The organism is Hymenobacter mucosus (assembly GCF_900188255.1).
Lineage (GTDB): Bacteria > Bacteroidota > Bacteroidia > Cytophagales > Hymenobacteraceae > Hymenobacter > Hymenobacter mucosus.
The window spans coordinates 455728-479471 of the sequence record NZ_FZNS01000001.1 but is presented as its reverse complement, the minus strand read 5'-3'; the positions used below and the strand labels follow the sequence as shown (position 1 = coordinate 479471).

Sequence of the window (23744 nt, the reverse complement as noted above, 5' to 3'; positions counted from 1 at the left end):
TTATCCGTTCCTGCCATGATACCCGAATTAAAAACCACTGATGCCCAAATAGAAACCGTCGATAAAGATGTTATTCCGACCCTGCGGTTTTCCCAAGAGGATGTACTGACGGATCCGGCGGCCATAAAACGCCGACGCCATGATGCCGAGCGCGCTACCACCTTAGGCAATGCCTATCATGGTAAGCTCGACATCTACTTTCAAACCGAAGACGGCAGTACCAAACGTGTATACACCACTGTGTGGGCCACCCACGAAGAATATCTGACCCTGAAATCCGGTATTTCGCTACCTCTGCGGGCTGTGGTAAGCTTCGACTTTTACTAGGTGTAGCGTAGCTACTCTTCTGGTTTAGCCCTATTACAAATGAAACGGCCTTCTCTTGGGAAGGCCGTTTCTATGCGCGGGTAGCGCGGTTCTCAGGCCGCGGAACGCGACGCCACAAGCACGGGCTAAGTACCGCAGTTAAAATACTTGTCGTAGGCCGACTCCGGGATGAGGCGGAATTGGCTGAGAAATTTGATCGGCCAGCGTAGCAAGCGAATCAACTCGTAATTATTTGGGTAGGCGCGAAACGTTTTGGGTGGGGTAGCCACAATCTGCTCAAACTCCTTACGCGTGAGACCCAGCCGTTTGATGCATAAGTTGATGACCTTCTCATCTTCGATGGCGTTGATGTGGCTGACTTTCTCCAAAGCAACTGCGCGGGGCATCTGGCCTGAACGTACTAGCGCCGAGTAGTTAAACAAGCGCCGGTCGATGCCAAACTTGGTGCGATTGAGGTAGTAAATAACGCTTTGGTACAAATCGTCGAAGTAGTGTGCCCCGGGATTCACCCACTGCAATTCTCGCACTAGCAGCTCATCCACATCGGCCCGCACGTAGTCGATGTGGTAGAGCAGCGTTACGGTTTTGATGCGTCGCACGAACGTATAGTAAAACATTTCCTTCAGGTCCAGGTGAAAGCCGGGGTCGTCGGGCTTCCAGGGGCGCAGCGGTACCGTGCCAAACTGCCGGTGCACCGCTTTTAGATATTTTCCATCAAGGTAGTTCCAGCTTAGAGGCGCAATGCCCTCCGTGCGGAACGACTGCCCAATAACAATGCGCTGAATACCTTCCTTGGCTGCTACCCCGTACAGGGCGGTAGCAATTCCCAGGTCGGTGCCTTCCTCCATGTCGGGGGTAGATGCCTTCAGAAAAGCAATCTTCAGGTCTTTCGATTCGCGCCAGTCGGAGGTGATGGTACGCATTTCTACGCCCAACTTCCGGCAGGCCTTCACCATGTTCTCGCCCGCTACGGGGTTGCCAAATCCGTCGTTAAAATGCACTGCTAAGGGCCGCAGGCCGAGCTTTACCACGCAATACCAAAGCGTGAACGATGAATCTCGCCCCCCGCTTACCCCCAGCACACAGTCGTACTTCTTGCCTTTGCCCAGCCGCTTCATATCCTCAGCCATGGCGGCTACGTGGCGGTGGCCCACTTCGCCCAGCGGAAAAGCGCGGTCTAGCTTGTCGTGCAACTGACAGAAGTTGCACTCCCCCCGGCCATCAAATCGAATACCGGGCACGGTGGTATCCATAATGCAGCGAGTGCACTGGCGGTAGGTACCGGTATGGGTAGTAGATGAGGATGTGGGTGCAGGGGCCGGGGTGGCAGCCGAAGAAGATGAAACCATGTAGGTTAGCTTGGGAGAGTGTCAAAAGTAAAGCCTTTGCGGCGCAGCATCTCGCCAATGGCGGTGCCTTTCTCCGCCCGAATGGGCCGGGGTACTTCTGCTACAACGAGTTCTCCGGCAAACTCATTGAAGGTGCCCTGCGCCCGAATACCGCTGGCGTCTACGGCCAGCGAGCAACCTACACTTTTTTTGCCTTCGTATGGGCCGCCCACAATGTAGCCCACGGAGGTAGTGCCGACCACAGCTATGTTGTAGAGCTGGGCCAAGATGGAGTAAGGCGTAACCCACTTTTCTCGGTAGGGGTCGTCTTCCTCCGTAATAGAATAATCTACTGTCCACGACGAGGGCGACAGGATAATCTCGGCCCCCATGCGCGCCAAGGTATGCCCGATGGAAAGGCCATCCAGAAAATTATCGGCGCAGATGTTTACGCCGATCTTACCCAGGGGCGTGTCCACGACGTTGAGGGTCTGTCCTACTGCGTAAAAAGGCTGCTCCACCATCAGTAGGTTTATTTTGTGATACTTACAGATGATTTCCCCCTGCGGATTGATAAGCAAGGCGGCGTTGTAAATGCGGCCGTCGGGGGCGCGCTCCGTCAGGCCTGCGCACAGATATACGCCGTGGCGCTGGGCCTCCTGACACAACACGGCCGAGTAGGGCCCCGGAATGGGCTGCGCATCAGTAAGGGCGCTAGGATGGGTCCAGGCGAAATCCAAGGTTTCGGGTAGTAGCACTATGTCGCAGCGTTGCTGGGCTGCTTCCTCTATCATTCGGGCGGCCCGCTCTAGGTTGCGCTCTGGCTCGCCGCCTTCTACTAGAAGCTGCCCCATGCCAATGCGCCACGTTTCAGTGGGGATGGGCACGGGGCTAGGGGTATGCGCCGCCGCGGCTGGTGCCGGGCTAGGAGGGGGTGGGGCAGGCTTGAACGGCTTGCGCAAGGAAAAGAAGGCGGCCATGGAAGCTGACGAAATAAAAGTGCAGCGCGTGCTGGTACGCAAGTAGAAGCAAGGAGCACAAGACCCCATTCCCTCAAATGTAGTAGTAAATGGCATTCGAGGCCACCCGTGGTGGCGGTAGCACTGACCCACGCCAGAGGCCTATTGGGGCGGGAAACGGTTGTGTTTTACGGTCCATTTCCCGCCCCGCCCCGAAATTCCTACTTTTGCTAGTATTCTGAACTGACTTTTCTCCGACGATGTCCATCGCCAAAACCTATACCCCCGCCGACGTTGAAGCCAAATGGTACCAGCGCTGGCAGGAGCAAGGCTTTTTCAAAGCCAAAGCCAACCCCCGCAAGCAGCCTTACTCGGTAGTAATTCCGCCGCCTAACGTAACGGGAGTGCTGCACATGGGCCACATGCTCAACAATACGATTCAGGACGTACTGGTGCGCCGAGCCCGCATGCAGGGCAAAGAAGCCTGCTGGGTACCTGGTACCGACCACGCGTCCATTGCCACCGAAGCCAAGGTAGTGGCACTGCTCAAAGAGAAAGGTATTGAGAAAAAGGACCTGACGCGCGAGCAGTTTCTGGAGCACGCCTGGGAGTGGAAGGAAAAGTACGGCGGCATTATTCTAGAGCAGCTTAAGAAGCTAGGTGCTTCCTGCGACTGGGACCGGACGCGCTTCACTATGGAGCCGGAACTCACGGAAGCCGTGCTGCGCGTATTCGTGGACCTGTACCAGAAAGGGCTAATCTATCGGGGCATCCGCATGGTAAACTGGGACCCCAAGGGTGGCACGGCACTGTCCGACGAGGAGGTAATCCCGAAGGATACCATGGCCAAAATGTACCACCTCACTTATGAGGTAGTAGGGCAGGAGGGCCAGTTCCTGACGGTAGCCACCTCGCGCCCCGAAACCATCATGGCCGACGTGGCCGTGGCCGTGAACCCCAACGACCCGCGCTACACCCACCTGCACAACGGAGCCCGCGTACGCATTCCGCTACTGGGCCGCGACATTCCAGTAATTCTGGATGAGTACGTGAGCATCGACTTTGGTACGGGTGCGCTCAAGGTTACACCCGCCCACGACCTGAATGACTACGAGCTAGGCCTCAAGCACAACCTGCCCGTTATCGACATCCTTAATAACGATGGCACGCTCAATGAAAAAGCGCAGCTGTACGTGGGCCAGGATCGATTTGCGGCACGCCGTAACATTGTGAAGGACTTGGAGGAAGCCGGTTTGCTGGCCAAGATTGAGGAGTACGCCAGCGTGCTGCAAACCTCAGAGCGTACGGGCGCTGTTATTGAGCCACGCCTGAGCCTGCAATGGTTCCTGAAAATGGAGCACTTGGCTAAGCCAGCATTGGCCGTAGTAGAAAACGACGAGATTAAGCTGCACCCGCCCAAATTCAAGAACATGTACCGGGTGTGGATGGAGAACGTACGCGACTGGTGCATTTCGCGGCAGCTGTGGTGGGGGCAGCGCATTCCGGCCTACTACCTGCCCGACGGCACGTTTGTAGTAGCCCTCAACGTGGAGGAGGCCCTGAAACTGGCCCGCGAGCAAAGCGGCGACTACAACCTCCAAGCCACCGATTTGCGCCAAGACGAAGACGTGCTGGATACGTGGTTTTCGTCGTGGCTGTGGCCGATTTCAGTGTTCGACGGGTTTAAGGACCCCGACAACGCAGATGTTAACTATTTCTACCCAACCGATGACCTCGTAACGGCTCCCGAAATCCTGTTTTTCTGGGTGGCCCGCATGATTATGGCTGGGTTGGAGTACCGCAAGGAAGTGCCCTTCCGCAATGTGTACCTCACCGGCATCGTGCGCGACGACCAGGGTAGGAAGATGAGCAAGCAGCTCGGCAACTCGCCCGATCCGCTGGACCTGATTGCGCAATACGGTGCCGACGGCGTGCGTACTGGCATGCTGTTCTCATCCCCGGCGGGCAACGACTTGCTCTTCGATATCAAGCTAGTAGAGCAGGGCCGCAACTTCACTAACAAGCTCTGGAATGCCTTCCGTCTCATCAAAGGATGGGAGGTGAATGCCGAACTACCCTTTGTGAACGAGAAGGCCGTGGAGTGGTTCTCCGCTAAACTGCACACAACGCTGGCAGAGCTGGACGAGCACTTCGATAAGTTTCGGATGAGTGACGCCCTGATGACGGTGTACAAGTTGGTGTGGGACGATTTCTGCTCAGTGTATCTGGAAATGATCAAACCAGCCTACCAGGCACCTATCGACCCGGAAACCCTGCGCCACACCACGGGCTTCCTGGAAACGCTGCTGAAGCTGCTACACCCCTTCATGCCCTTCATCACCGAAGAAATTTGGCATGAACTGGCTGAGCGCAGCCCCAAGGACTACGTGTGCGTAGCCGCCTGGCCCAAGAAGCAAATCATAGCCGGAGCTCCGGATCTGATTGCCCGCATGGAAAAGGCCCTCGACATTGTAGCCGGGGTACGCAACATCCGCAACCAAAAAGGCCTGGGCCCTAACAAGCCTCTGACGCTGGCCGCCAAAACGGACGACGCGGCGCTGCTCCAAGACTACGATGGCATTATCCGGAAACTGGCTTCGCTCACCGAAATCAGTGCGGTAGATGCTGCGCCAGCGGCCGCCATTGGATTCGTGTCGGGTGGTGCGGAGTTCTTCGTGCCTTTGGAAGGTCAGATTGACTTGGGCGCTGAAAAGGAACGCCTGAGTAAGGAGCTGGAGTACGCCCAAGGCTTCCGCGACTCGGTGCTGAAGAAGTTGAGCAACGAGAAATTCGTGCAGAACGCCAAGCCCGACCTCGTGGAGCGTGAGCGCCAAAAGCTTGCCGATGCCGAGTCGAAGATTACGGCCCTGGAACAGAGCTTAGCTGCCTTATAAGCTGCCGAGCCAACCTATAATCTGCCAAAAAGGCCGCCGCGCTAGCGTGGCGGCCTTTTTGTTGGTACGCTAGTAACCAGGCAACCCTGTCGTACGCATTGCCGCCCGCCGAAGTGCCTCACCTTGATGGTATTGGCGGCCCCATACGGCTGTGCGTGTTACATGATATTCCTTTTCTTTAGAGCAGACAATCACCTTGACTACCTGCTCTATGAACCACTTATACACTTTGCTGACGGGCGTGGGCGTGCTGCTAAGCAGCGCGGTCGTCGCCCAATCTCCAGCGTCACGCACCATGAGCAAGCCTCCCGTAGCGGCTATTAAGCCCAAGCAACTTACTTCGCCATTCGGTACCCGCACCGACAACTACTACTGGCTCAACGAGCCCGAAAATCCTGAGGTGATTAGCTACCTCAACGCTGAGAATGCCTACGTAGATCAGCAGATGGCTCCGGTGAAAGGGTTGCAGGAAGCGTTATTTAAGGAAATCAAAGGCCGCATTAAAGAGCAGGATGAGTCGGTGCCCTACCGCGAAAATGGCTACTACTACTACACCCGCTACGAAGCGGGAGGGGAGTACCCCATTTATTGCCGTAAGAAGGACAGCCTGAGCGCCCCGGAGGAAGTGCTGCTCGACGCCAACGAAATGGGTAAGGGCAAGGCGTACTTCCAAATTGGCGGTTTTGAGGTCAGCGACAACAACCACGTGCTGGCGTATTCGACCGACACGGTAAGCCGCCGCCTGTACACGCTACGCTTCCGCGACCTGAAGACCGGTAAGCTTTACCCCGAAAAAATTACCAACACCAGCGGAAACGCTGTGTGGGCAACCGATAACCAGACCGTCTTCTACACCAAGAAAGACGTGAAAACCTTGCTGCCCTGCCAGGTATACCGCCATACCCTGGGCACCGACCCCAAGCAGGATGTGCTGGTGTACGAAGAGAAGGATAATACCTTTTACACAGGGGTGGGCCGCTCCAAGTCGCGCAAGTACATCTTCCTGCAAATGGGCAGTACAATGTCGTCGGAGATGCGCTTTTTGGAGGCTGCCAAGCCCACGCAAGAGCCCAAGGTGTTTTTGCCCCGTGAGGCAGACCACCTCTACGAAATTGAGCACTTCGGCGACCAGTTCTATGTGCTTTCCAATGCCGGCGCCCCCAACTTTCATTTGCTGAAAACGCCGGTGACGAACACCGCCAAATCGGCATGGCAGGAGGTGATTCCGCACCGTAAGGACGTGTTTTTGGAAAACATGGAGCTATTCAAGGAGTACTTGGTGCTGGGGGAGCGAAAGGAGGGGCTACTACAGCTGCGTGTGATTCGCTGGAAGGATAAGCAGGAACACTACCTCAACTTTGGTGAGCCTACATACACTGCCGCCATCAGCATCAATCCCGAGTTTGATACCCCCATTCTGCGCTACGGCTACTCCTCGCTCACGACGCCCAACTCCACGTACGACTATGACATGAACAGCCACACCAAAAAGCTCTTGAAGGAGCAAGCGGTGCTGGGCGGCTTCAATAAGGAGGACTACGTGACGGAGCGGGTGTACGCGCCAGCCACCGACGGGACCAAAATTCCCATGTCCATTGTGTACAAGAAGGGCTTTAAGAAGGACGGCAGTGCACCCCTACTCCAGTATGCCTACGGCTCCTATGGCCTCTCCATGGATGCCACCTTTAGTGCCGGTCGTTTGAGCTTACTCAATCGGGGCTTTGCCTACGTCATTTGCCACATCCGGGGTGGGCAGGAAATGGGGCGGCAGTGGTACGAAGACGGCAAGAAGCTCAAGAAGAAAAACACCTTCACCGACTTTACCGACTGCTCCAAATTCCTGATTGACCAGCAGTATACCTCGGCTCAGAAGCTGTTTGCCATGGGCGGCTCGGCAGGCGGGTTGCTAATGGGTGCTATTGTGAATATGCATCCTGAGTACTACAAGGGGGTAGTAGCCGCCGTGCCGTTTGTAGATGTGGTAACCACCATGCTCGACGAAAGCATTCCCCTGACCACCGGCGAGTACGATGAGTGGGGCAACCCCAGCCAGAAGGAGTACTACGACTACATGCTGTCGTATTCGCCCTATGATCAGGTAAGGGCTCAGGCCTACCCCAATATGCTCGTTACTACCGGCCTGCACGACTCGCAAGTGCAGTACTTCGAGCCGGCTAAGTGGGTAGCCAAACTGCGGACCGTAAAGACCGACAACAATCTGCTGCTGCTGCACACCGATATGGAGGCGGGCCACGGAGGGGCCTCGGGCCGCTTCAAGTCCATTCAGGACACAGCCCGGCAGTTTGCTTTCATGCTGCTGTTGCTGGGTATGAAGGCCTAGGCCCACGCGGGGGGCATTTTCCTGCCGCCTTAAGACCCTAGTTGAAGGCTGCTCCGGCTAACTGGAGCAGCCTTTTTTGGGTTGTAGAGGCAGCATTTCTATAAATAATAGGCGGTGCGTGCCACCTCAGGAGTAAAGTTGTGTCAGTAGCCGGTCAACAGTGGTTCGGCCGGACATTCCGTGGTCTTCGGGGCTGAAACAGCGGCGTTAGTCGGGTTATTTTCCGGCAGGCTCTGACGCGACGGTACCTTTGACCACTAGTAAACTACAGCTAACGGCTCGTCTGCCTCGTTCTGGCGACTTCCCTTCCCGCCCTCATGAAAAAACTTTTCCTTCTTCTCGCCATTACTAGCAGCGGCCACGTGGTGTTTGGCCAGGCGCCTACCGGGGAGCGGCCTGCCGGTGCAGCCCGGCCAGCGGGTGCCATGCCTGGCGGAGTGCCCGCTCCCCAGGAAGGCACTGGCCGCGTTACGGGCACTATTGTGGATGCCGATACCAAGCAGCCCGTGCCCTACGCCACCGTGGCACTGCTGAATCCCGCTACTGGCAAGCCCGTGGATGGCACTGCCGCCGACGACAACGGCAAATTCACTATCTCGCGGGTAGCGGCTGGTACGTATACCGTACAAATTAGCTTTATTGGCTACAAAACCGTGGAAAAGTCTGGTGTTGTTATCACCGATGCCGGCAATACGGTGGCGCTGGGCAATGTGGTGCTAGGTTCTTCGGCCCAGAAGCTGGGCGAGGTAGTAGTGGAAGGCCAGCGCAGCCTAGTGGAGGAGAAGGTAGACCGTACCGTTTACAATGCCGAGAAAGACGAGACAACGCGCGGCGGCGATGCTACCGATGTGCTCAAGCGCGTGCCCATGCTTTCCGTGGACCTCGACGGCAACGTGAGCCTGCGGGGTAGCTCAAACATTCGGGTCCTGATCAACAACCGCCCTTCCACCATTTCGGCCAACAGCATTGCGGATGCGCTCAAGCAGATTCCGGCCGATCAGATTAAAACGGTGGAAGTAATTACCTCGCCCTCGGCTAAGTACGATGCCGAAGGTTCCGGTGGTATTATTAACATCGTTACCAAGCAAAACAACTTGCAGGGCTTTACCCTGGATTTGCGCTCTAGCGCCGGCCTACGCGGCTCCGACTTGGGCCTTAATGCCTCGTACCGGGTAGGGAAGATGGGCTTCTCGCTAGGTGGCGGTGGCCGGGCTCAGTACAACACGCCTGGCAGCTTCACGAACGACCAGCGCTCTTACTCCGTGCAGGGTAGCGACCTAAGTACCCGCTCGTTGCTGAGCCAGACGACCCAAACCGCCGATACGCGCAACCAGAACCTATTTGGTCGTTATTCCTTTGGGTGGGACTACGACATCAACAAGTATAATTTCTTGTCGGCCTCGGTGCAGCTGGGTGTGCGCAATGGCACCAACTACCAAGACGATTTGGCTACCAACACCATCTTCTACGATGGGCGGCTGAACCCAACTAACAGCAGCCTGCGCGATGTGAAAGTGCTTGACAACTCGCACACGCTGGACGCGACCATCAACTACACCCACACGTATGAAACGCCCCAGCGCGAATTTAGCTTGCTGGGCCAGTACAGCCGTAACACGCGCAATAACAACTTCACCAACTACATTTTAGAAGGCGAGGGCGCTGGCGACAACATCCGTAACCAGAACGACAGCTACAACCAGGAAATTACCCTGCAGGCTGACTACCAGACGCCTCTAAGCAAAACTCAGCTGTTGGAGTTTGGCGCCAAGGACATTATGCGCCGGGTAAACAGCGACTATACTACGTTGCTAAACGGGGAAGTACGGCCTGGTGCCAACTTGTCGAACGTGTTCGACTACAACCAGAACGTTGCCTCGGCCTATGCTTCGTACACGCTGAGTTTCCTGAAAAGCTACACCCTGAAAGCTGGTACCCGCTACGAATACACTAACATCGACGCGGATTTTCGCACGGAAAATGCGCCCTCCATTCCATCGTATGGGGTGTTGGTGCCGAGCGTAAACGTATCCCGCAAGCTGACGAACGGCAACGTATTGAAAGCCGCTTATAACCGCCGGATTCAGCGGCCTTCTTTGCAGTTCTTGAACCCGAACCGCCAAGCGGCCAATCCTCTCAACGTAACTGTGGGTAACCCCCAACTGCGGCCAGAGTACACGAACAACTTTGAAATCGGCTACAATACTTTTATCAAGCAGACTTCGCTGAACTTCTCGGCCTTTGTACGCAACACCGACGGCTCTATTCAACCGGTACGCACCGCCAACTTCGATACTATTCGTACTTCCTACGACAACATAGGTACGGAAAACGCCTACGGAGGCAGCGTGAATGCCAACGTCAATATCAACAACAAGCTGACGCTGGGAGGCGGGGTAGATGTGTACTACGCTACTCTCGACAACAACCTTTCGGATCCGCTGTACGCGGCTAGCAACCAAGGCTGGGTAGCCAGCGGCCGCCTCATGGGAGGTTACAATTTCACCAAAGGCTGGGGGCTGCAAGCGTTTAGCTTCTACCGCGGCCGGCAGGTACAGCTGCAAGGCTACCAGGGTGGCTTTGGCGTATACAGCCTGAGTGTGAAGAAGGACTTCGATGAGAAGAAAGGCACGATTGGTTTCGGTGCCGATAACTTCTTCACACCCACGAACCGCATTCGTAATGAAATCAGCACGGCTACGCTCGACCAGAATAGTGTGAACATATTTCACCGCACTAGCCTGCGCGTGAATCTGAGCTACCGCATTGGTAAGATGAGCATGGCCCAGCCAAAACGCCGCCGTTCCGTCAGCAACGATGACTTGAAGGACGGTAGCGACGGGGGCAATGGTGCCGGCGCTACCCCCGCGCAGGGTACTAGCGGAGGCCGTCCCTAACGCCGCCGAACAAAACCAAAAGCCAGCCTTAGAGCTGGCTTTTGGTTTTTATGCATGCAGGCAAACATTCAACTACTCTTCTGCTTTTTATGCCTATGATAACTCACGTTGAAACCCAAGCTAGCGTAGACCCAGCCGCAGTAAAGCAGCTTATCCGGGGGCGCCGGAGTATGCAGCCCGTACAGTTTGAGCCTGGCCGCGTGGTACCTGCGGCCTTATTGCGGGAGCTACTCGAAAATGCTACTTGGGCCCCTACCCATAAGCGCACGGAGCCCTGGCATTTCGTAGTATTCGGGGGTGAGGGCCGGCAAAAGCTGGCCACGTTTCAGTCGGAACTATACCGGGAGAAAGCAGGGGAGAAGTTTCAGCAGAACAAGTTTGAGAAGCTAGCGGCCAGCCCCTTGCTGAGCTCCCACGTCATCGCCATTGGTTTGAAGCGCAACCTTGAGGTGCCCGTAGTAGAAGAAGTAGCGGCCGTAGCATGCGCCGTACAAAATCTGCACCTTTCGGCCGTAGCTTATGGGCTGGCGGGGTTCTGGAGCAGTGGTGGCGTTACATACCTAGAAGAGGCCAAGCCATTTTTTGGCTTGGGGCCCCAGGACCAGCTGTTGGGATTTTTCTTTCTGGGCTACCCTAAGCCGGACGCTACTGCCCGCAGCATTCGTAAGCCGCTGGATGAAAAAGTAACCTGGGTATTGGAATAGGCGGGCAAAGCGGGCCTTGGTGCATCCTGCCCAAGGAGTTTTGCGTTTGCAAACCCACACCATCACTTTCTACCATTTCTCCATGGCTACTTTCTTCCTTTCTCCTTGGTCTGCCCGCCTGCTGAGCGTGCTCCGCATTGTGGTTGGGCTGCTGTTTACCTTTCACGGTTCGCAAAAGCTTTTTGGCTGGCCTCCTTCCGACCATGCCGGTAGTGCCACGGGCCTTATGCTGGTGGCAGGTATTCTAGAGTTTGGAGGAGGCTTGCTAATTCTTATTGGCTTGTTCACGCGGCCCGTAGCCTTTATCCTCTCGGGCCTGATGGCGGTGGCTTACTTTATGGCACATGCTCCCCAGCACGCCTTGCCCATCGTCAACCAAGGAGAACTGGCAGTGCTATACTGTTTCGTGTTTCTTTACCTAGCCGCGGCCGGCCCTGGCCCCTGGAGCGTAGATGCCGCCCGCACCCGCACACTAAACCGTACTGTGTAAGCTAACTCCCTTACTACCTCAGAAACAAGCAAGCCTCTACTACGACGCCAAGTGGCGCCGTAGTAGAGGCTTGCTCTCTTTAGTGTTGTTGACGCCGCCGACTAGTCTACTATTTTCAGGCTGTCGGGGACTGGACCTCGAGTAGCTTGTACCAGCTGATTTTGAAGCTGGAAGTTGACCTGCTCGCAGTCATTGAAGCGCTTCTGCGCCATCTCCAGCTCTGATTCGGCCGTGCGCAGGCGCTGGTACAGAAATAAAATGAGGCCCAACGCAATGATGAGCGCTACAAGTGGTACAAGCTTATTCATGAAGAAAAGTGAAGCTAGCAAAAGTGGGAGGTTGATTATTGAAGGGAAGTGCCGCCTCAACAATCAACCTCCAACAAGTGACTAGCGCCCAATTAAATGGTGGTATTCGGGTCGAATTGCTCGAGGTAGTCGGCTACGCGGCGTACGAACATGCCCCCCAAGGAGCCGTCCACCACGCGGTGGTCATAGCTGTGCGAGAGGAACATAAAGTGACGCACTCCAATTAGGTCGCCTTGCGGTGTTTCAATAACAGCGGGCTTCTTCTTGATGGCACCCACGGCCATAATAGCTACCTGGGGCTGCATGATGATGGGGGTGCCCATCACGTTGCCAAAGGAGCCTACGTTGGATACCGTGTACGTGCCGCCTTCCAAGTCCTCAGGCTTAAGCTTATTGGCTCGGGCCCGATTGGCCAGGTCGTTTACGCGCTTGCTCAGGCCATTGAGGTTAAGCTGGTCGGCATTATGGATTACCGGAACAATCAGGTTGCCGGAGGGCAGGGCCACGGCAACTCCCACATTGATGTCGCGCTTCTTGATGATGTAATCACCTTCTACCGACACGTTGATGTTGGGGAAATCCTGAATGGCCCGGGCAATAGCCTGAATAAAAATGGGCGTGAAGGTTAGGTTTTCGCCCTCCCGCTTCTTGTAAGCATCCTTGTGTTTGTTGCGCCAGAGCACCAACTCGGTCACGTCGGCCTCCACAAAGCTGGTCACGTGGGGCGAAATGCGCTTGGAGTCTACCATGCGCTGGGCAATCATCTTGCGCATGCGGTCCATCTCCAGCAGCTCCTGGTTGCCACTGATGGAAGGAACAGCTTTGGTAGCAGCGGCCGGCTGCGGTGCGGTGGGAGCAGGTTGGGCCGTGGCCGCCAGAGTAGCAGCTGGTGCTATAGGAGCAGGCGTAGGCTCAGCAGCGGCGGCAGGGGCCGGAGTAGCCTGCGGTGCGGGTGTTGACGCAGGTGCGGGTGCTGCTTGTGCCAAGGGCTGCTTACCAGCAGCTACGTAGTCTAGGATGTCTTTCTTCGTCACGCGGCCCTCACTACCTGTGCCGGGCAAGTGCTCTAGGTCACTCATGCTAATGCCTTCCTCCCGGGCAATGCTAAGCACTAAGGGGGAGTAGAAGCGGCCAGGCTGGGGCTGTGCAAGACTAGTTGCGGCCTGTGGGTCGTGTGGCTCGGGCAGGTAAGGAACGGCAGGCTTCTCGGCGCCGTTTTCTGAAGGTGGTGCCAGTTGGGTGGTAGGCGCTGGGGCAGCGGCACTGGCCACGTCCGTTTCGATGATGGCAATAGGAGCACCCACGGCTACTACTTGGCCTTCCTGCACTAGTATTTCCTGTAATACACCGGCGTGGAGGGCGGGCACCTCCGTATCTACTTTGTCAGTTGCCACTTCCAGCACCGATTCGTCCTGCTCAATCGTCTCACCGACTTGTTTGAGCCATTTTAGAACGGTGCCTTCCATAATGGATTCGCCCATTTTGGGCATCGTCATTTCCACTCGTGCCATGCGGTTGGGATAGTTTGGGGAAAAGGGGTGGGGTGGGAGTTTCGCGGTTTGTGGCGCAAAGGTAGTAGAAAGCATCACGCCTGCACTGTGCTGGCAAGCTAGGATATTACCCAACTATACCGGCCAGGTGATTTCGCTCTTGGGCAGTGATAGAGCTCGGCGGTAGAATAAGGCCGCCGGCCCGGTATGGGTTACTGTGGCAAGCTCAGGCGCAGTAGATTTAGGGCGAGAGTAGTGGTGTACTCCACATTGAGCTGCCGGCCCCGGTCAAAGCTAAACTGCCGGCTAACGGTCTGGAACGCATCGGCGTAGGCAATGCAGATGGTACCCACAGGCTTTTCTGGCGTGCCGCCATCGGGCCCGGCAATACCGCTGGTAGCCAGGGCCACGTCTACCCCCAAGTGATGACGCAAGCCTTCCGCCATTTCGCGCACGGTAGCTTCACTCACGGCCCCATAGGCTTCCAAGGTAGAAGCCTGCACGCCAAGCTCCCGCATCTTTATGTCGTTGCTGTAGGCTATGATGCTGCCCTGAAAGTAGCGGGAGCTGCCGGGCACTGACGTGAGGCGATGTGCCAGCAAGCCGCCGGTGCAGCTTTCGGCAGTACCTACCGTCAGTCCGCGCGCCGTCAACAACCGGCCCACGGCATCTTCCAGCTTCACCTCGCCCTCGGCAAAAATATGGTCGCCGAGCAAGGTGTACAGCTCTGGTAGCAGGGCTTGCATGCGGGCGCGCAGGTTCGGCTGCCCATCATCGTAGCCCGTAAGGCGCAGGCGTACCCCTCCCAAATAGGGTAAGTAAGCCAGCTTTACCGTGGCGGGCAGCGCACTTTCCCAGGCCGCTATTCGCTCGGCTAAGAAGGACTCGCCCAGGCCTACCGTTTGCACAACTACGTGCTCAATGGCAGGCGTCTGGAAGTGGTGCTGAAGCTTGGGTAGCACTTCATCAGTCATCAGTCCTTTCATCTCGAAAGGTACCCCCGGCATGCTCACGAATACGGTTCCTTGGTCCTCGAACCACATGCCGGGGGCCGTACCCAGGGCATTGTGCAGCACAGTGCAGTTGGCTGGTACCAGGGCCTGCTGGCGGTTTACCTCAAGCATGGGCCGGTTGTAGCGGGCGAAAATGCCCTCCACGTGATGCAAAGTGGGTTCATGCAGCACCAGCTCGGTGCCGAAGTAGCGGGCCAACACGTGCTTGGTAAGGTCGTCCTTGGTTGGACCCAGGCCACCAGTCATCAGTACTACGTCGGCGCGCTGCCGCGCTAGGTCCAGGGCAGTTACAATTTCATCGGCCCGGTCTGACACGCTGGTAATTTGGCGCACGCGTAAGCCTAGCTTCGCCAGCTCCTGACCCAGGAAGGCAGAGTTTGTGTCCACGACCTGCCCATAGAGCAGCTCATCGCCAATGGTCATGATTTCAACGACGGGAAGAGTGGGCATGCAAGCAAGGGTTAGGATGGGTGGTGGAATTGGCGCAATATTGGCACCTCGTGCCGTAACAACGCCACAACGGCTTTCTGGTTTACCCTATTTTTTGTCATGACTCCCCTCCGCACCGTTGCCCTCGGTTTCTCACTCCTGCTAGCCGCCACCCAAGTAAGCCTAGCTCAGACCAAAACGACGACCAAGAAGACCACCACGACCACCAAAAAGACGACCACCGCCAAGAAAACCACAGCGGCTAAAAAGACGACTACGCCCGTCAAGAAGACGACCACTACTACCAAAGCTACTACCCCCGTAGTGCCCGCCGCTCCCGTGAAAGCGCCCCTCACCGCCGACGAGGCTACCACGGGCTTGCGCGAGGCCCTCACCCAGGGCGTGACGCGGGCCGTAGCACAAGCTGGCCAAACGGATGGTTTCAATGCCAACGCCGATATCCGCATACCCTTTCCCCCGGAGGCTCAACTAATAGCTGCCACGCTACGCAAGGTGCGCGCCGGTGCCTTGGTCGATAACTTCGAGGTAGCGCTAAACCATGCCGCGGAAACGGCAGCTGCTCAGGCCAAGCCTATTTTCTTGAACGCAGTACAAAACCTGAGCCTGCAAGATGCGCTGACACTGGCCACTAGTAAGGAAGAAGATGCCGCTACCACACTGCTCTACGAAAAAACAGCGGCCGACTTGCGGACGTCTTTCCAACCAACGGTGCAGCAGTCTTTGGAGCAAACCGGTGCTACCAGGCTCTACGCTGAAATGGTGGCCCGCTACAATAAGATTCCGCTAGTGACGCCGCTTAATCCTCAGCTGGTGCCTTATGCCACCGAGAAAACAGTGGATGGCTTGTTCGCCCTCATCTCAGCCGAGGAAGGCCGCATTCGGGCCAACCCGGCGGCTCAGGGTAGTGCGTTGCTGAAGCGAGTATTCGGCAAGTAGCTGCTGCCTTCTCTATGGTCTATGGAGTGTCCACCACGTGCTGGGCACTCCGTAGTCATTTTAGGGGTTGACTGGGCTTCCTGCTAGCCCGATCAGAATGCCAGAGCGGTCGACCTTTCTGGGGCATCCATCGATAATGATGTAGCTGGCGCACGTCTGCCCGAAACAGGAGCTGATTTGGTCCGGTTTGTGCATTTAGCAGTCCTCGTAGGCACTAGCCTACTGTTATTCTTTGCTGCTTTTGCCTGCTTCCATGAACAAACGCCTCCTCCTTCTGCTCCCGATGGCCGTGCTGGGCCTGCACCTTCAGGCTGCCGCCCAATTTAGCCTCCCCAAGATTGGCAACATCAAGCTGCCCATGCCTACCAAGACTACTACCACCGGCGTAAGCTCGGGCAGTGTGTCGAACACAGAAGCGGCCAATGGCTTGAAGGAGGCCTTGGTGCAGGGCATCAGCAAAGGAGCCGATCAAGCGTCGAAAACAGATGGGTTTTACTTGAATAAGTTTATCCGTATTCCTTTCCCGGCTGATGCTCAGCGCGTAGCTACTACCATGCGCTCCATTGGGCTAGGTAGCCAAGTAGATAAGTTTGAGCTTACGCTGAACCGCGGCGCCGAGGATGCCGCCAAAAGCGCCAAGCCCATCTTCCTGGCGGCCATCAAAAGCCTCACCTTTAAAGATGTGTGGGGTATTCTGACAGGTGAGAAAGACGCGGCTACCAATTACCTCAAGCGAACCACCACCGAACAGCTCACGGTTGCCTTCAAGCCCATTATCCAGCAGAGCCTCGACAAAGTAGGGGCCACGCGCTACTACACCGACCTCACCACGCGCTACAACCGCATTCCAATGGTAAAGCCCGTGCAAACCGACCTAAACCAGTATGCTACTGGCAAAGCTATTGATGGCTTGTTCACGCTCATTGCTCAGGAAGAAGCCAACATTCGCGAAAATCCCGTAGCGCGCACCACGGATTTGCTCAAGAAAGTATTCGGCCGCAAGAGCTAGGCTGTCAATTATTCGAACGTGGACCTACTCATCTAACAAGAGAAAGGCCCCTGGTTGGAGAACCAGGGGCCTTTCTCTTGTATAGCTACCCTAAAAGGCAGCTAGAAATCTTACAAATCATCGTCGTCGAAGCTGGAACCACGGCGGCCGCTGCCGGTGCGGTGGCTGCCAAAGTCGTCGTCATCGTCATCATCCGCGAAGTCGTCGTCCTCATCATCGAGGCTGCCGTAGCCACGGCTGCCATCAGGATCTTCGGCGGCTTCAGCGGTAGTGAATTCTTCTTCGGTCATGCTGGCGAGGTCCAGCGCTTCGTCGTGGGAAGAACCCGTATCGCGCCACATCAGGTAGTCGGCGTACTTGGCGGAGAGCTGGTCTTCGGAATTGCCGCGGGTTTTGCTGCCGCCGGTCTTGGCGAAGTTGTCCAGCTCGTCGTCATCGTCGAGGAAGTCGTCGTCGAGGTCGTCGTATTGTCTCATGGCCTTGCTAGGGGCGGTAAGGGTGAATAAATTCGGAGGAAAAAAGCCGCACTTCGGCTGCGAAGATACGTGCCGCAGCCTTTAGAAGGTTACGCTGCTGCTTCGCAATAGGGCGAAAAAAGTGCTTCTGCTGCGAAATCAGGCAGTTCCGGTGCGTAGTAATTTTAAGAAACCGGATTCCATTTCTCTACTCTTCGGCCCGGCTACACCACTCTGCTGTTTGGATAGGCAAGGTGCGCCTACACCTTGTACCGTGCTATTTCACAGGTGCCACTTCGCTGTGCTACCCTTCCCTAAACACGCTACCGTGCGGCCTTAGCGCCGAAGTCAGTGATTAACAACTGCTCCTGGCAAAAGTCGTACTCCTCAGGCACATTGCTTGACACTAGCACCGTGCGGCCAGCTAAGGTAGCCCGCACGTGCTCTAAATACCAGTCTACACCCGTGCGGTCGAGGTTGGTAGTTGGTTCGTCGAGCAGGAGTAAGGGAGCCTCGGCATAGAGAGCCAGAGCAAGCTTAAGGCGCTGCTTCATACCCGATGAAAAATCGCGCACTAGCTTATGGCGGGACTTTTCCAGGTACATCAGTTCAATTAGAGCCGCTGGGGTAAGACCGGGCCGGAGGGGCTTGAATCGAGTATGAAACTGAATCAATTCTGTCAAGGTCAGCTCTTCGATAAGCTCCAGATACGGCGCAGCGTAGGCCAAATACGTCGGCACTTCTTCCACCGCCACGGGCTTTCCCTGGTACGCATACGTCAGCGTGCCTTCGCTGGGCAGCAACTGCCCCGATAAGGTATTGAGCAGTGTGCTCTTGCCCGAGCCGTTTGGCCCCAAGATGGCCGTAGCCGTGCCCGCATGAAATGCGTGCGTGAGGTTGCGGAAAATCCATTCGCGGGCAAAGCGTTTGCTAAGTCCGGTTGCGGTTAGCAGCATAGGGTGCGCGTAAAAGAAAGAAAAGCAAAGGGTGAGCAGCAGAACCTGGTCCGGACGACTACGGTCCTACCCCAATCCTGCTGCTCACCCCCGGTTACGTACTCCCCGGTTTACTCGGCGCCGCCGTTGCCGTTGCGGGAGTAGCCCTTGATAACGCCCCGGCCTGAGTTGCGAATAAAATTCACTACTTCGTCACGCTCTGGAGAGGGGGAAAGCTCTAACTCAATTTGGTCGAGCGCAGCGGCGTTGTTCAGGCCACTGAGGAATAGGAGGCGGTAGAGCTGTTGGATTTCGGCAATTTTCTGGTCCGAGAAACCCCGGCGGCGTAGTCCAATGCTATTGATGCCCGAGTAAGTCAACGGCTCACGGCCGGCCTTCACGAAGGGCGGCACGTCTTTACGAATCAGGGAGCCACCCGAAATCATGGCGTGCGGCCCGATGCGTACAAACTGGTGCACGGCCGATGAGCCCCCGACAATAGCAAAATCACCAATTTCTACATGACCTGCTACTTGCACGGTGTTAGCCAGAATGCAATTATTGCCAATTACGCAGTCGTGGGCAATGTGCACGTAAGCCATGAGCAGGCAGTTATTACCTACTACCGTTTTCAGTTTATCTACGGTGCCCCGGTTCACCGTCACGCACTCGCGAATCACGGTGTTGTCGCCAATGTGCACAGTAGTTTTCTCGCCGGCGAACTTGAGGTCCTGGGGTTGAGCCGCAATAACGGCCCCCGGGAAGATTTTACAGTTCTTGCCAATCCGGGCCCCGGCCATGATAGTGACGTTGGGTCCAATCCAGGTGCCTTCCCCGATTTCCACGTCCTTATCAATAGTCGTGAAGGGCTCTACTACTACGTTTTGCGCAATTTTAGCCTCGGGGTGGATGTAGGCGAGTGGTTGGTTCATTCCTTTCAATTGAAAATGGGGAATCAAAAACTAAAAAGTGAAGCAGATGGCTCCGTAAAAACGGCATAAGCCATCCGGAAGTCTTCAGCCTTAATTTTTAATTATCCTTTCGAACAATGCTAGCGGACATTTCGGCCTCCATTACCACTTTGCCGTTGACATAGGCTTTGCCGCCCATTTTGGCAATGCCACGCTTAATAGGAGCCAGCAGTTCGCACTTGAAGATGATCGTGTCGCCGGGTTTTACCATGCGACGGAAGCGGCAGTTTTCAATTCCCATGAAGTACGTCCAGTAGTTCTCGGGATCGGGCACGGTGTTCAGTACAAGAATGCCGCCAGTTTGCGCCATGGCTTCAATTTGCAGCACGCCCGGCATCACGGGGTTGCCGGGGAAGTGGCCCTGAAAAAACGGCTCGTTCATCGTCACGTTCTTCACGCCCGACACCGTATTGGCATCTAAGTGAATAATTTTGTCGATGAGCAGGAAGGGGTAGCGGTGAGGCAGCGTGGCCGCAATCTGGTTGATGTCCATTACCGGCGGCCGCGAGGGGTCGTAGGTAGGAATGGGGCTGCTATCGGCCTCCTGCATCTTTTTCTTGATGCGCTTGGCAAAGGCAACGTTGGCGGCGTGGCCCGGCCGGGCGGCCAGAATCTGCCCTTTCAAGGGGCGGCCTACCAGCGCCAAGTCACCCACCAGGTCCAGGAGTTTGTGGCGCGCGGGCTCGTTCTTGTGGCGTAGGTCCACGTTGTTAAGGATGCCCTCTTTCTTAACCGCCACTTTCGGCTTGCCCAGCATTTCGGCCAGGTCGCTTAGCTCTTCCTCGCTTACCACGCGGTCTACTACCACAATGGCATTGCTAAGGTCGCCGCCTTTGATGAGGTTTTGTTTGTAGAGCGCTTCGAGTTCGTGCAAAAAGCAAAACGTGCGCGACGAGGCAATTTCGCTTTCAAACTGAGAAATATCGGTGAGTGAAGCGTGCTGGGAGCCCAGAACGGGGGAATTATAGTCCACCATCACCGTGAGGCGGTAGTTATTCAGCGGCAGGCCGGCAATTTCTACCGCCCGGGCGTTGTCCACGTACCGAATTTCGTCGGGAATCTCGAAGTAGTTGCGCAGGGCATTCTGCTCCTCAAGGCCTACCTCGTGCAGGGGTTTGATGAACTCGTAGCTGCTGCCATCCATAATGGGCGGCTCGGGGCCATCCAACTGAATCAGCACGTTATCGATCTGCAAGCCTACTAAAGCAGCCAGCGTGTGCTCCACCGTGTTGACACGGGCTCCGTTCTGCTCAATGGTGGTGCCACGGGAGAGATCTACCACATTATCCACGTCGGCATCCACAATGGGCTGGCCGGGCAAATCCACGCGCTGGAACTTGTAGCCGTGGTTGATGGGGGCCGGGCAGAACGTCATGGTAGCCTGTGCGCCCGTGTGAAGACCAATGCCACTCACGGTGACGGGGGCCTTGATGGTGTGTTGCTTATCGTTCATCTAAAGAAGCTAGAAGCCAGAAGCTAGGAGCTAGAAGTTGCGGCGAAGAGAAGTAAAAAAGCAGAAGCTGGAAGCCAGAAGTTATACGGTTGCCTTCTAGCTTCCAGCTTCTGCCTTCAAACGTCTTGGTCACAAAGCTAGGACTTTTCTGGCGTCTGCGAGGTGCGTTCTAGTTGAGTTAGGCGGCGCTCCAGGTCGGGAAGGTGACGAAAAATGGCGTTGGACCGTAAACTGTCGCGCAGGTTGAAGGCGGGCGAGCCTTGCAGCAGTACGCCTTCGTGCTTAATGGACTTGCCCACGCCCGACTGGGCAGTGACTGTGGTGCGGTTGGCCAGGTTTAAGTGGCCCGCAATACCGGTTTGACCAGCCAGCACGCAGAAATCACCAATTTTGGTGGAGCCAGAAATGCCGCTCTGGGACGCTACTACGGTGTGTCGGCCAATCTCCACATTATGAGCTATCTGCACGAGGTTATCCACCTTGGCACCCTCCCGAATAATAGTGGAGCCCATGGTAGCGCAGTCGATGGTCGCGTTGGCCCCGACGCTCACATTATCTTCCAGCACCACGTTGCCAATTTGCGGAATAGTGCGGTAAGAGCCATCGGGCTGGGGCGCAAAACCAAAGCCATCGGAGCCAATCACGGCCCCGGCGTGAATAGTGCAGCGGCTCCCAATAACGGTCTCGGCATAGATTTTTGCGCCGGCGTATAAAATGGTGCCATCCCCAATCTTCACTCGGTCGCCGATGAACACGTGGGGAAAAATGACGACGTCTTGCCCTATTTCGCAGTTCTCGCCAATGTAGGAAAAGGCCCCGCGGTAGTGGTTTTCGCCAATGCGGGAGGTAGTGCCCATATAAGCGGGTTCCTCTACGCCGCGCTTGCCGGTACGCGTGGCCTGCTGGTAGAATTCCAGTAGCGTGGTGAAGCTGGAGTAGGGGTCATCGACCCGGATGAGGGCCGTGGCAACGGGCTGCTTCAGCTCTAGCGTGCGGCTTACAATGACGGCCGAGGCGCCCGTACTGTACAAATGGTGTTCGTATTTCAGGTTTGCCAAAAAGGAGAGGGAGCCTGCTTGGGCCTCTTCAATTTTCGCCAGCCGGTCGATGCGCTGGGTGGCGTCTCCTTCTACTGCTCCGTGCAGTACTTCTGCTATCTGGCCTACGGTAAATTCCATCGGGCAAAAGTAGAGAAAATTAGGGGTTGGTACTTGGTGCTGAGTAGGCGGCATGCAGCGCCCTGAGTAGAAAAATCAGGCTAGTGTCTAGCTGTCAGCTATTAACAACGGTTTAGAGGATCTCCTTTGGGTAGCAGATGTAATGCTTTTCAACGCGTTGGCTTAGGGCTTTTATGTTGGGCAGGTCGGATGCCTCAGCCACATTTACCACCCGGCCCCGCTTGGTCAGCACATCAATAGAGTCTTGCCCGCCCGCGTCGTAGGCATTGTTGCTGATGCGACCGGTGAGCATGAGCTGCGCCGCATCTTCTGACGACAAACGAAAATGGTCGGCAATCAGCTCCACAATGCCCAGCTTGAACTCTTCATCGAAAGGCTCCGTTTGCAACGTGATTTTGAACAGATGGCGGTCTAATAGGCTTTGTGCTAGGTAGTTTAGTACCTTGTCGGGGTGGTCGGCCCAGAGCTTCACGGCGCTCCACACATCCGTATCGTCGAGGCGAGTGAAGCGGCGCAGGATTTGGTCGTCCTGCTCAAACTCTTTCTGCGTGACGGTGCGGGAAAGAAAGAAGTGCAGGGCCGGGGAAGCTGGTACGTGGTGCCCCGCCCGCACCAAGTCGCGGGCCCGCTGCATTATCCGGATAACCATCTGCTCGGCGCTAGTTACGGTTTTGTGCAGGTACACCTGCCAGTACATCAGGCGGCGGCTTACCAGGAAATTCTCGATGCTGTATACGGCCTTTTCCTCCAGCACCAGCCTCTCGTCCACTACCGTCAGCATCTTAATAAGGCGGTCGGCGCCGGGGCGGCCTTCCTGCACGCCGGTGTAAAACGAGTCGCGGTTGAGGTAGTCGAGGCGGTCCATGTCCAGCTGGCTGCTGACCAGTTGGTGGAAAAAAGGCCGCGTATAGGTTCCCTCAAAAATCTGAATGGCCAGATCAAGAGCGCCATGGTGCTCGGCATTGAGCTTGCGCATCAGGTGCAAACTTAGTTCTTCGTGGTGCACCTCGTGGAAGATGCTGCGCTCTAGGGCGTGGGAGAGGGGGCCATGGCCAATATCGTGCAGGAGAATGGCGGCCATAGCGGCCTCGCCTTCCTTTGCCGAAATTTTGATGCCCTTGTCTTTGAGCGTGCGCAGGGCCAGGGTCATCAGGTGCATGGCGCCCAGGGCGTGGTGAAAGCGCGTATGCAGGGCCCCAGGGTACACAAATAAGGTGAGTCCAAGCTGCTGAATGCGGCGTAGGCGCTGAAAATAGGAGTGCTCAATCAGGTCGAACAACAGCTCGGTGGGAATCGTGACGAAGCCGTACACCGGGTCGTTGAAGATTTTCTTTTTGTTCATAGGAGGGTAGCGCCGAGCTTACGCTCTGCGCATCGGTGAACGTATTCGGAGGAGCGTGGTTTATCTTCTTGCGTAGGAGCCCCAAACGTGCGCTCCACGCAACACTCAACAATTTTCGGCTACTTTACCGCCGAGTTGCTGCCCCGAGTATAGGGGAACAAGAATTTTTAAACCAAAAACCTGGGATTGGGAGTAAAGCTACTTACGAAACTTTAGTTGCAACCTGTTTAAGCTGTTTGGGCTCTCTGGAGTCTATCAGCGGCG

At 56.0% G+C, this 23744-nt stretch carries 20 protein-coding genes; 9 read left to right on the top strand and 11 right to left on the bottom strand.

Going from position 1 to position 23744, the window contains the following annotated elements; translation table 11 throughout:
* The first annotated feature begins 15 nt into the window (after positions 1 to 15).
* Positions 16 to 327 carry a hypothetical protein gene (locus CHB83_RS02060; RefSeq protein WP_045687521.1) on the top strand — a complete coding sequence of 104 codons (312 nt, stop codon included), beginning with the start codon at positions 16 to 18 and terminating at the stop codon, positions 325 to 327.
* A 125-nt stretch (positions 328 to 452) separates the two neighbouring features.
* Here CHB83_RS02060 and CHB83_RS02055 read toward each other — a convergent pair whose 3' ends face one another.
* A complete protein-coding gene (locus CHB83_RS02055) occupies positions 453 to 1676 on the bottom strand; it encodes an N-acetyl sugar amidotransferase (protein WP_089331494.1) in 1224 nt (407 codons plus the stop codon).
* A gap of 5 nt (positions 1677 to 1681) precedes the next feature.
* Positions 1682 to 2542, bottom strand: coding sequence for a carbon-nitrogen hydrolase family protein (locus tag CHB83_RS02050; protein WP_179225433.1), 861 nt, complete (start codon positions 2540 to 2542; stop codon positions 1682 to 1684).
* Here CHB83_RS02050 and CHB83_RS23745 point away from each other — a divergent pair.
* From CHB83_RS23745 to CHB83_RS02025, 6 genes are all read left to right on the top strand, one after another.
* Positions 2514 to 2681 (top strand): hypothetical protein, encoded by a 168-nt coding sequence (locus CHB83_RS23745; RefSeq protein ID WP_179225432.1) that lies wholly within the window; start codon positions 2514 to 2516, stop codon positions 2679 to 2681. The genes CHB83_RS02050 and CHB83_RS23745 overlap by 29 nt on opposite strands.
* Before the next feature lie 193 nt (positions 2682 to 2874).
* Entirely contained in the window at positions 2875 to 5508 is a 2634-nt protein-coding gene (locus tag CHB83_RS02045) for a valine--tRNA ligase (RefSeq protein ID WP_089331492.1), read from the top strand.
* A gap of 211 nt (positions 5509 to 5719) precedes the next feature.
* A complete protein-coding gene (locus tag CHB83_RS02040) occupies positions 5720 to 7849 on the top strand; it encodes a S9 family peptidase (RefSeq protein ID WP_394340136.1) in 2130 nt (709 codons plus the stop codon).
* A gap of 317 nt (positions 7850 to 8166) precedes the next feature.
* Positions 8167 to 10746, top strand: a complete 2580-nt coding sequence (locus tag CHB83_RS02035; RefSeq protein ID WP_089331491.1) for a TonB-dependent receptor domain-containing protein — start codon at positions 8167 to 8169, stop codon at positions 10744 to 10746.
* A 95-nt stretch (positions 10747 to 10841) separates the two neighbouring features.
* Positions 10842 to 11450 carry a nitroreductase family protein gene (locus CHB83_RS02030; RefSeq protein WP_089331490.1) on the top strand — a complete coding sequence of 203 codons (609 nt, stop codon included), beginning with the start codon at positions 10842 to 10844 and terminating at the stop codon, positions 11448 to 11450.
* 82 nt (positions 11451 to 11532) lie between these two features.
* The gene (locus tag CHB83_RS02025; protein ID WP_045687560.1) at positions 11533 to 11940 is read left to right on the top strand and encodes a DoxX family protein; all 408 of its coding nucleotides are present in this window, start codon (positions 11533 to 11535) and stop codon (positions 11938 to 11940) included.
* A gap of 101 nt (positions 11941 to 12041) precedes the next feature.
* On the opposite strand, the gene CHB83_RS02020 is transcribed toward CHB83_RS02025, so the two are convergent.
* The 3 genes from CHB83_RS02020 to CHB83_RS02010 form a co-directional block, all read right to left on the bottom strand.
* The gene (locus CHB83_RS02020) at positions 12042 to 12248 is read right to left on the bottom strand and encodes a hypothetical protein (RefSeq protein WP_045687516.1); all 207 of its coding nucleotides are present in this window, start codon (positions 12246 to 12248) and stop codon (positions 12042 to 12044) included.
* A gap of 92 nt (positions 12249 to 12340) precedes the next feature.
* Complete coding sequence (locus tag CHB83_RS02015) at positions 12341 to 13759, bottom strand: dihydrolipoamide acetyltransferase family protein (protein WP_089331489.1); 1419 nt, start codon at positions 13757 to 13759, stop codon at positions 12341 to 12343.
* 191 nt (positions 13760 to 13950) lie between these two features.
* Positions 13951 to 15201, bottom strand: coding sequence for a competence/damage-inducible protein A (locus tag CHB83_RS02010; protein ID WP_089331488.1), 1251 nt, complete (start codon positions 15199 to 15201; stop codon positions 13951 to 13953).
* 99 nt (positions 15202 to 15300) lie between these two features.
* Between CHB83_RS02010 and CHB83_RS02005 the strand changes: the two genes are divergently transcribed.
* Entirely contained in the window at positions 15301 to 16137 is an 837-nt protein-coding gene (locus CHB83_RS02005) for a DUF4197 domain-containing protein (protein WP_089331487.1), read from the top strand.
* Positions 16138 to 16390: 253 nt separating this feature from the next.
* Positions 16391 to 17146 (top strand): DUF4197 domain-containing protein, encoded by a 756-nt coding sequence (locus CHB83_RS02000; RefSeq protein WP_052695017.1) that lies wholly within the window; start codon positions 16391 to 16393, stop codon positions 17144 to 17146.
* A gap of 110 nt (positions 17147 to 17256) precedes the next feature.
* Here CHB83_RS02000 and CHB83_RS01995 read toward each other — a convergent pair whose 3' ends face one another.
* The 6 genes from CHB83_RS01995 to CHB83_RS01970 form a co-directional block, all read right to left on the bottom strand.
* Complete coding sequence (locus CHB83_RS01995; protein WP_045688103.1) at positions 17257 to 17622, bottom strand: hypothetical protein; 366 nt, start codon at positions 17620 to 17622, stop codon at positions 17257 to 17259.
* A gap of 302 nt (positions 17623 to 17924) precedes the next feature.
* Positions 17925 to 18557, bottom strand: coding sequence for an ABC transporter ATP-binding protein (locus CHB83_RS01990; RefSeq protein ID WP_045688102.1), 633 nt, complete (start codon positions 18555 to 18557; stop codon positions 17925 to 17927).
* 110 nt (positions 18558 to 18667) lie between these two features.
* Complete coding sequence (gene lpxA, locus CHB83_RS01985) at positions 18668 to 19468, bottom strand: acyl-ACP--UDP-N-acetylglucosamine O-acyltransferase (RefSeq protein WP_045688101.1); 801 nt, start codon at positions 19466 to 19468, stop codon at positions 18668 to 18670.
* 97 nt (positions 19469 to 19565) lie between these two features.
* The gene (locus tag CHB83_RS01980) at positions 19566 to 20960 is read right to left on the bottom strand and encodes a bifunctional UDP-3-O-[3-hydroxymyristoyl] N-acetylglucosamine deacetylase/3-hydroxyacyl-ACP dehydratase (protein ID WP_045688100.1); all 1395 of its coding nucleotides are present in this window, start codon (positions 20958 to 20960) and stop codon (positions 19566 to 19568) included.
* Positions 20961 to 21097: 137 nt separating this feature from the next.
* On the bottom strand, positions 21098 to 22138 hold the full coding sequence (lpxD, locus tag CHB83_RS01975) for a UDP-3-O-(3-hydroxymyristoyl)glucosamine N-acyltransferase (protein WP_045688099.1): 1041 nt from the start codon (positions 22136 to 22138) through the stop codon (positions 21098 to 21100).
* Positions 22139 to 22250: 112 nt separating this feature from the next.
* Positions 22251 to 23480 (bottom strand): HD domain-containing protein, encoded by a 1230-nt coding sequence (locus CHB83_RS01970; RefSeq protein ID WP_045688098.1) that lies wholly within the window; start codon positions 23478 to 23480, stop codon positions 22251 to 22253.
* Between the last annotated feature and the right edge of the window lie 264 nt (positions 23481 to 23744).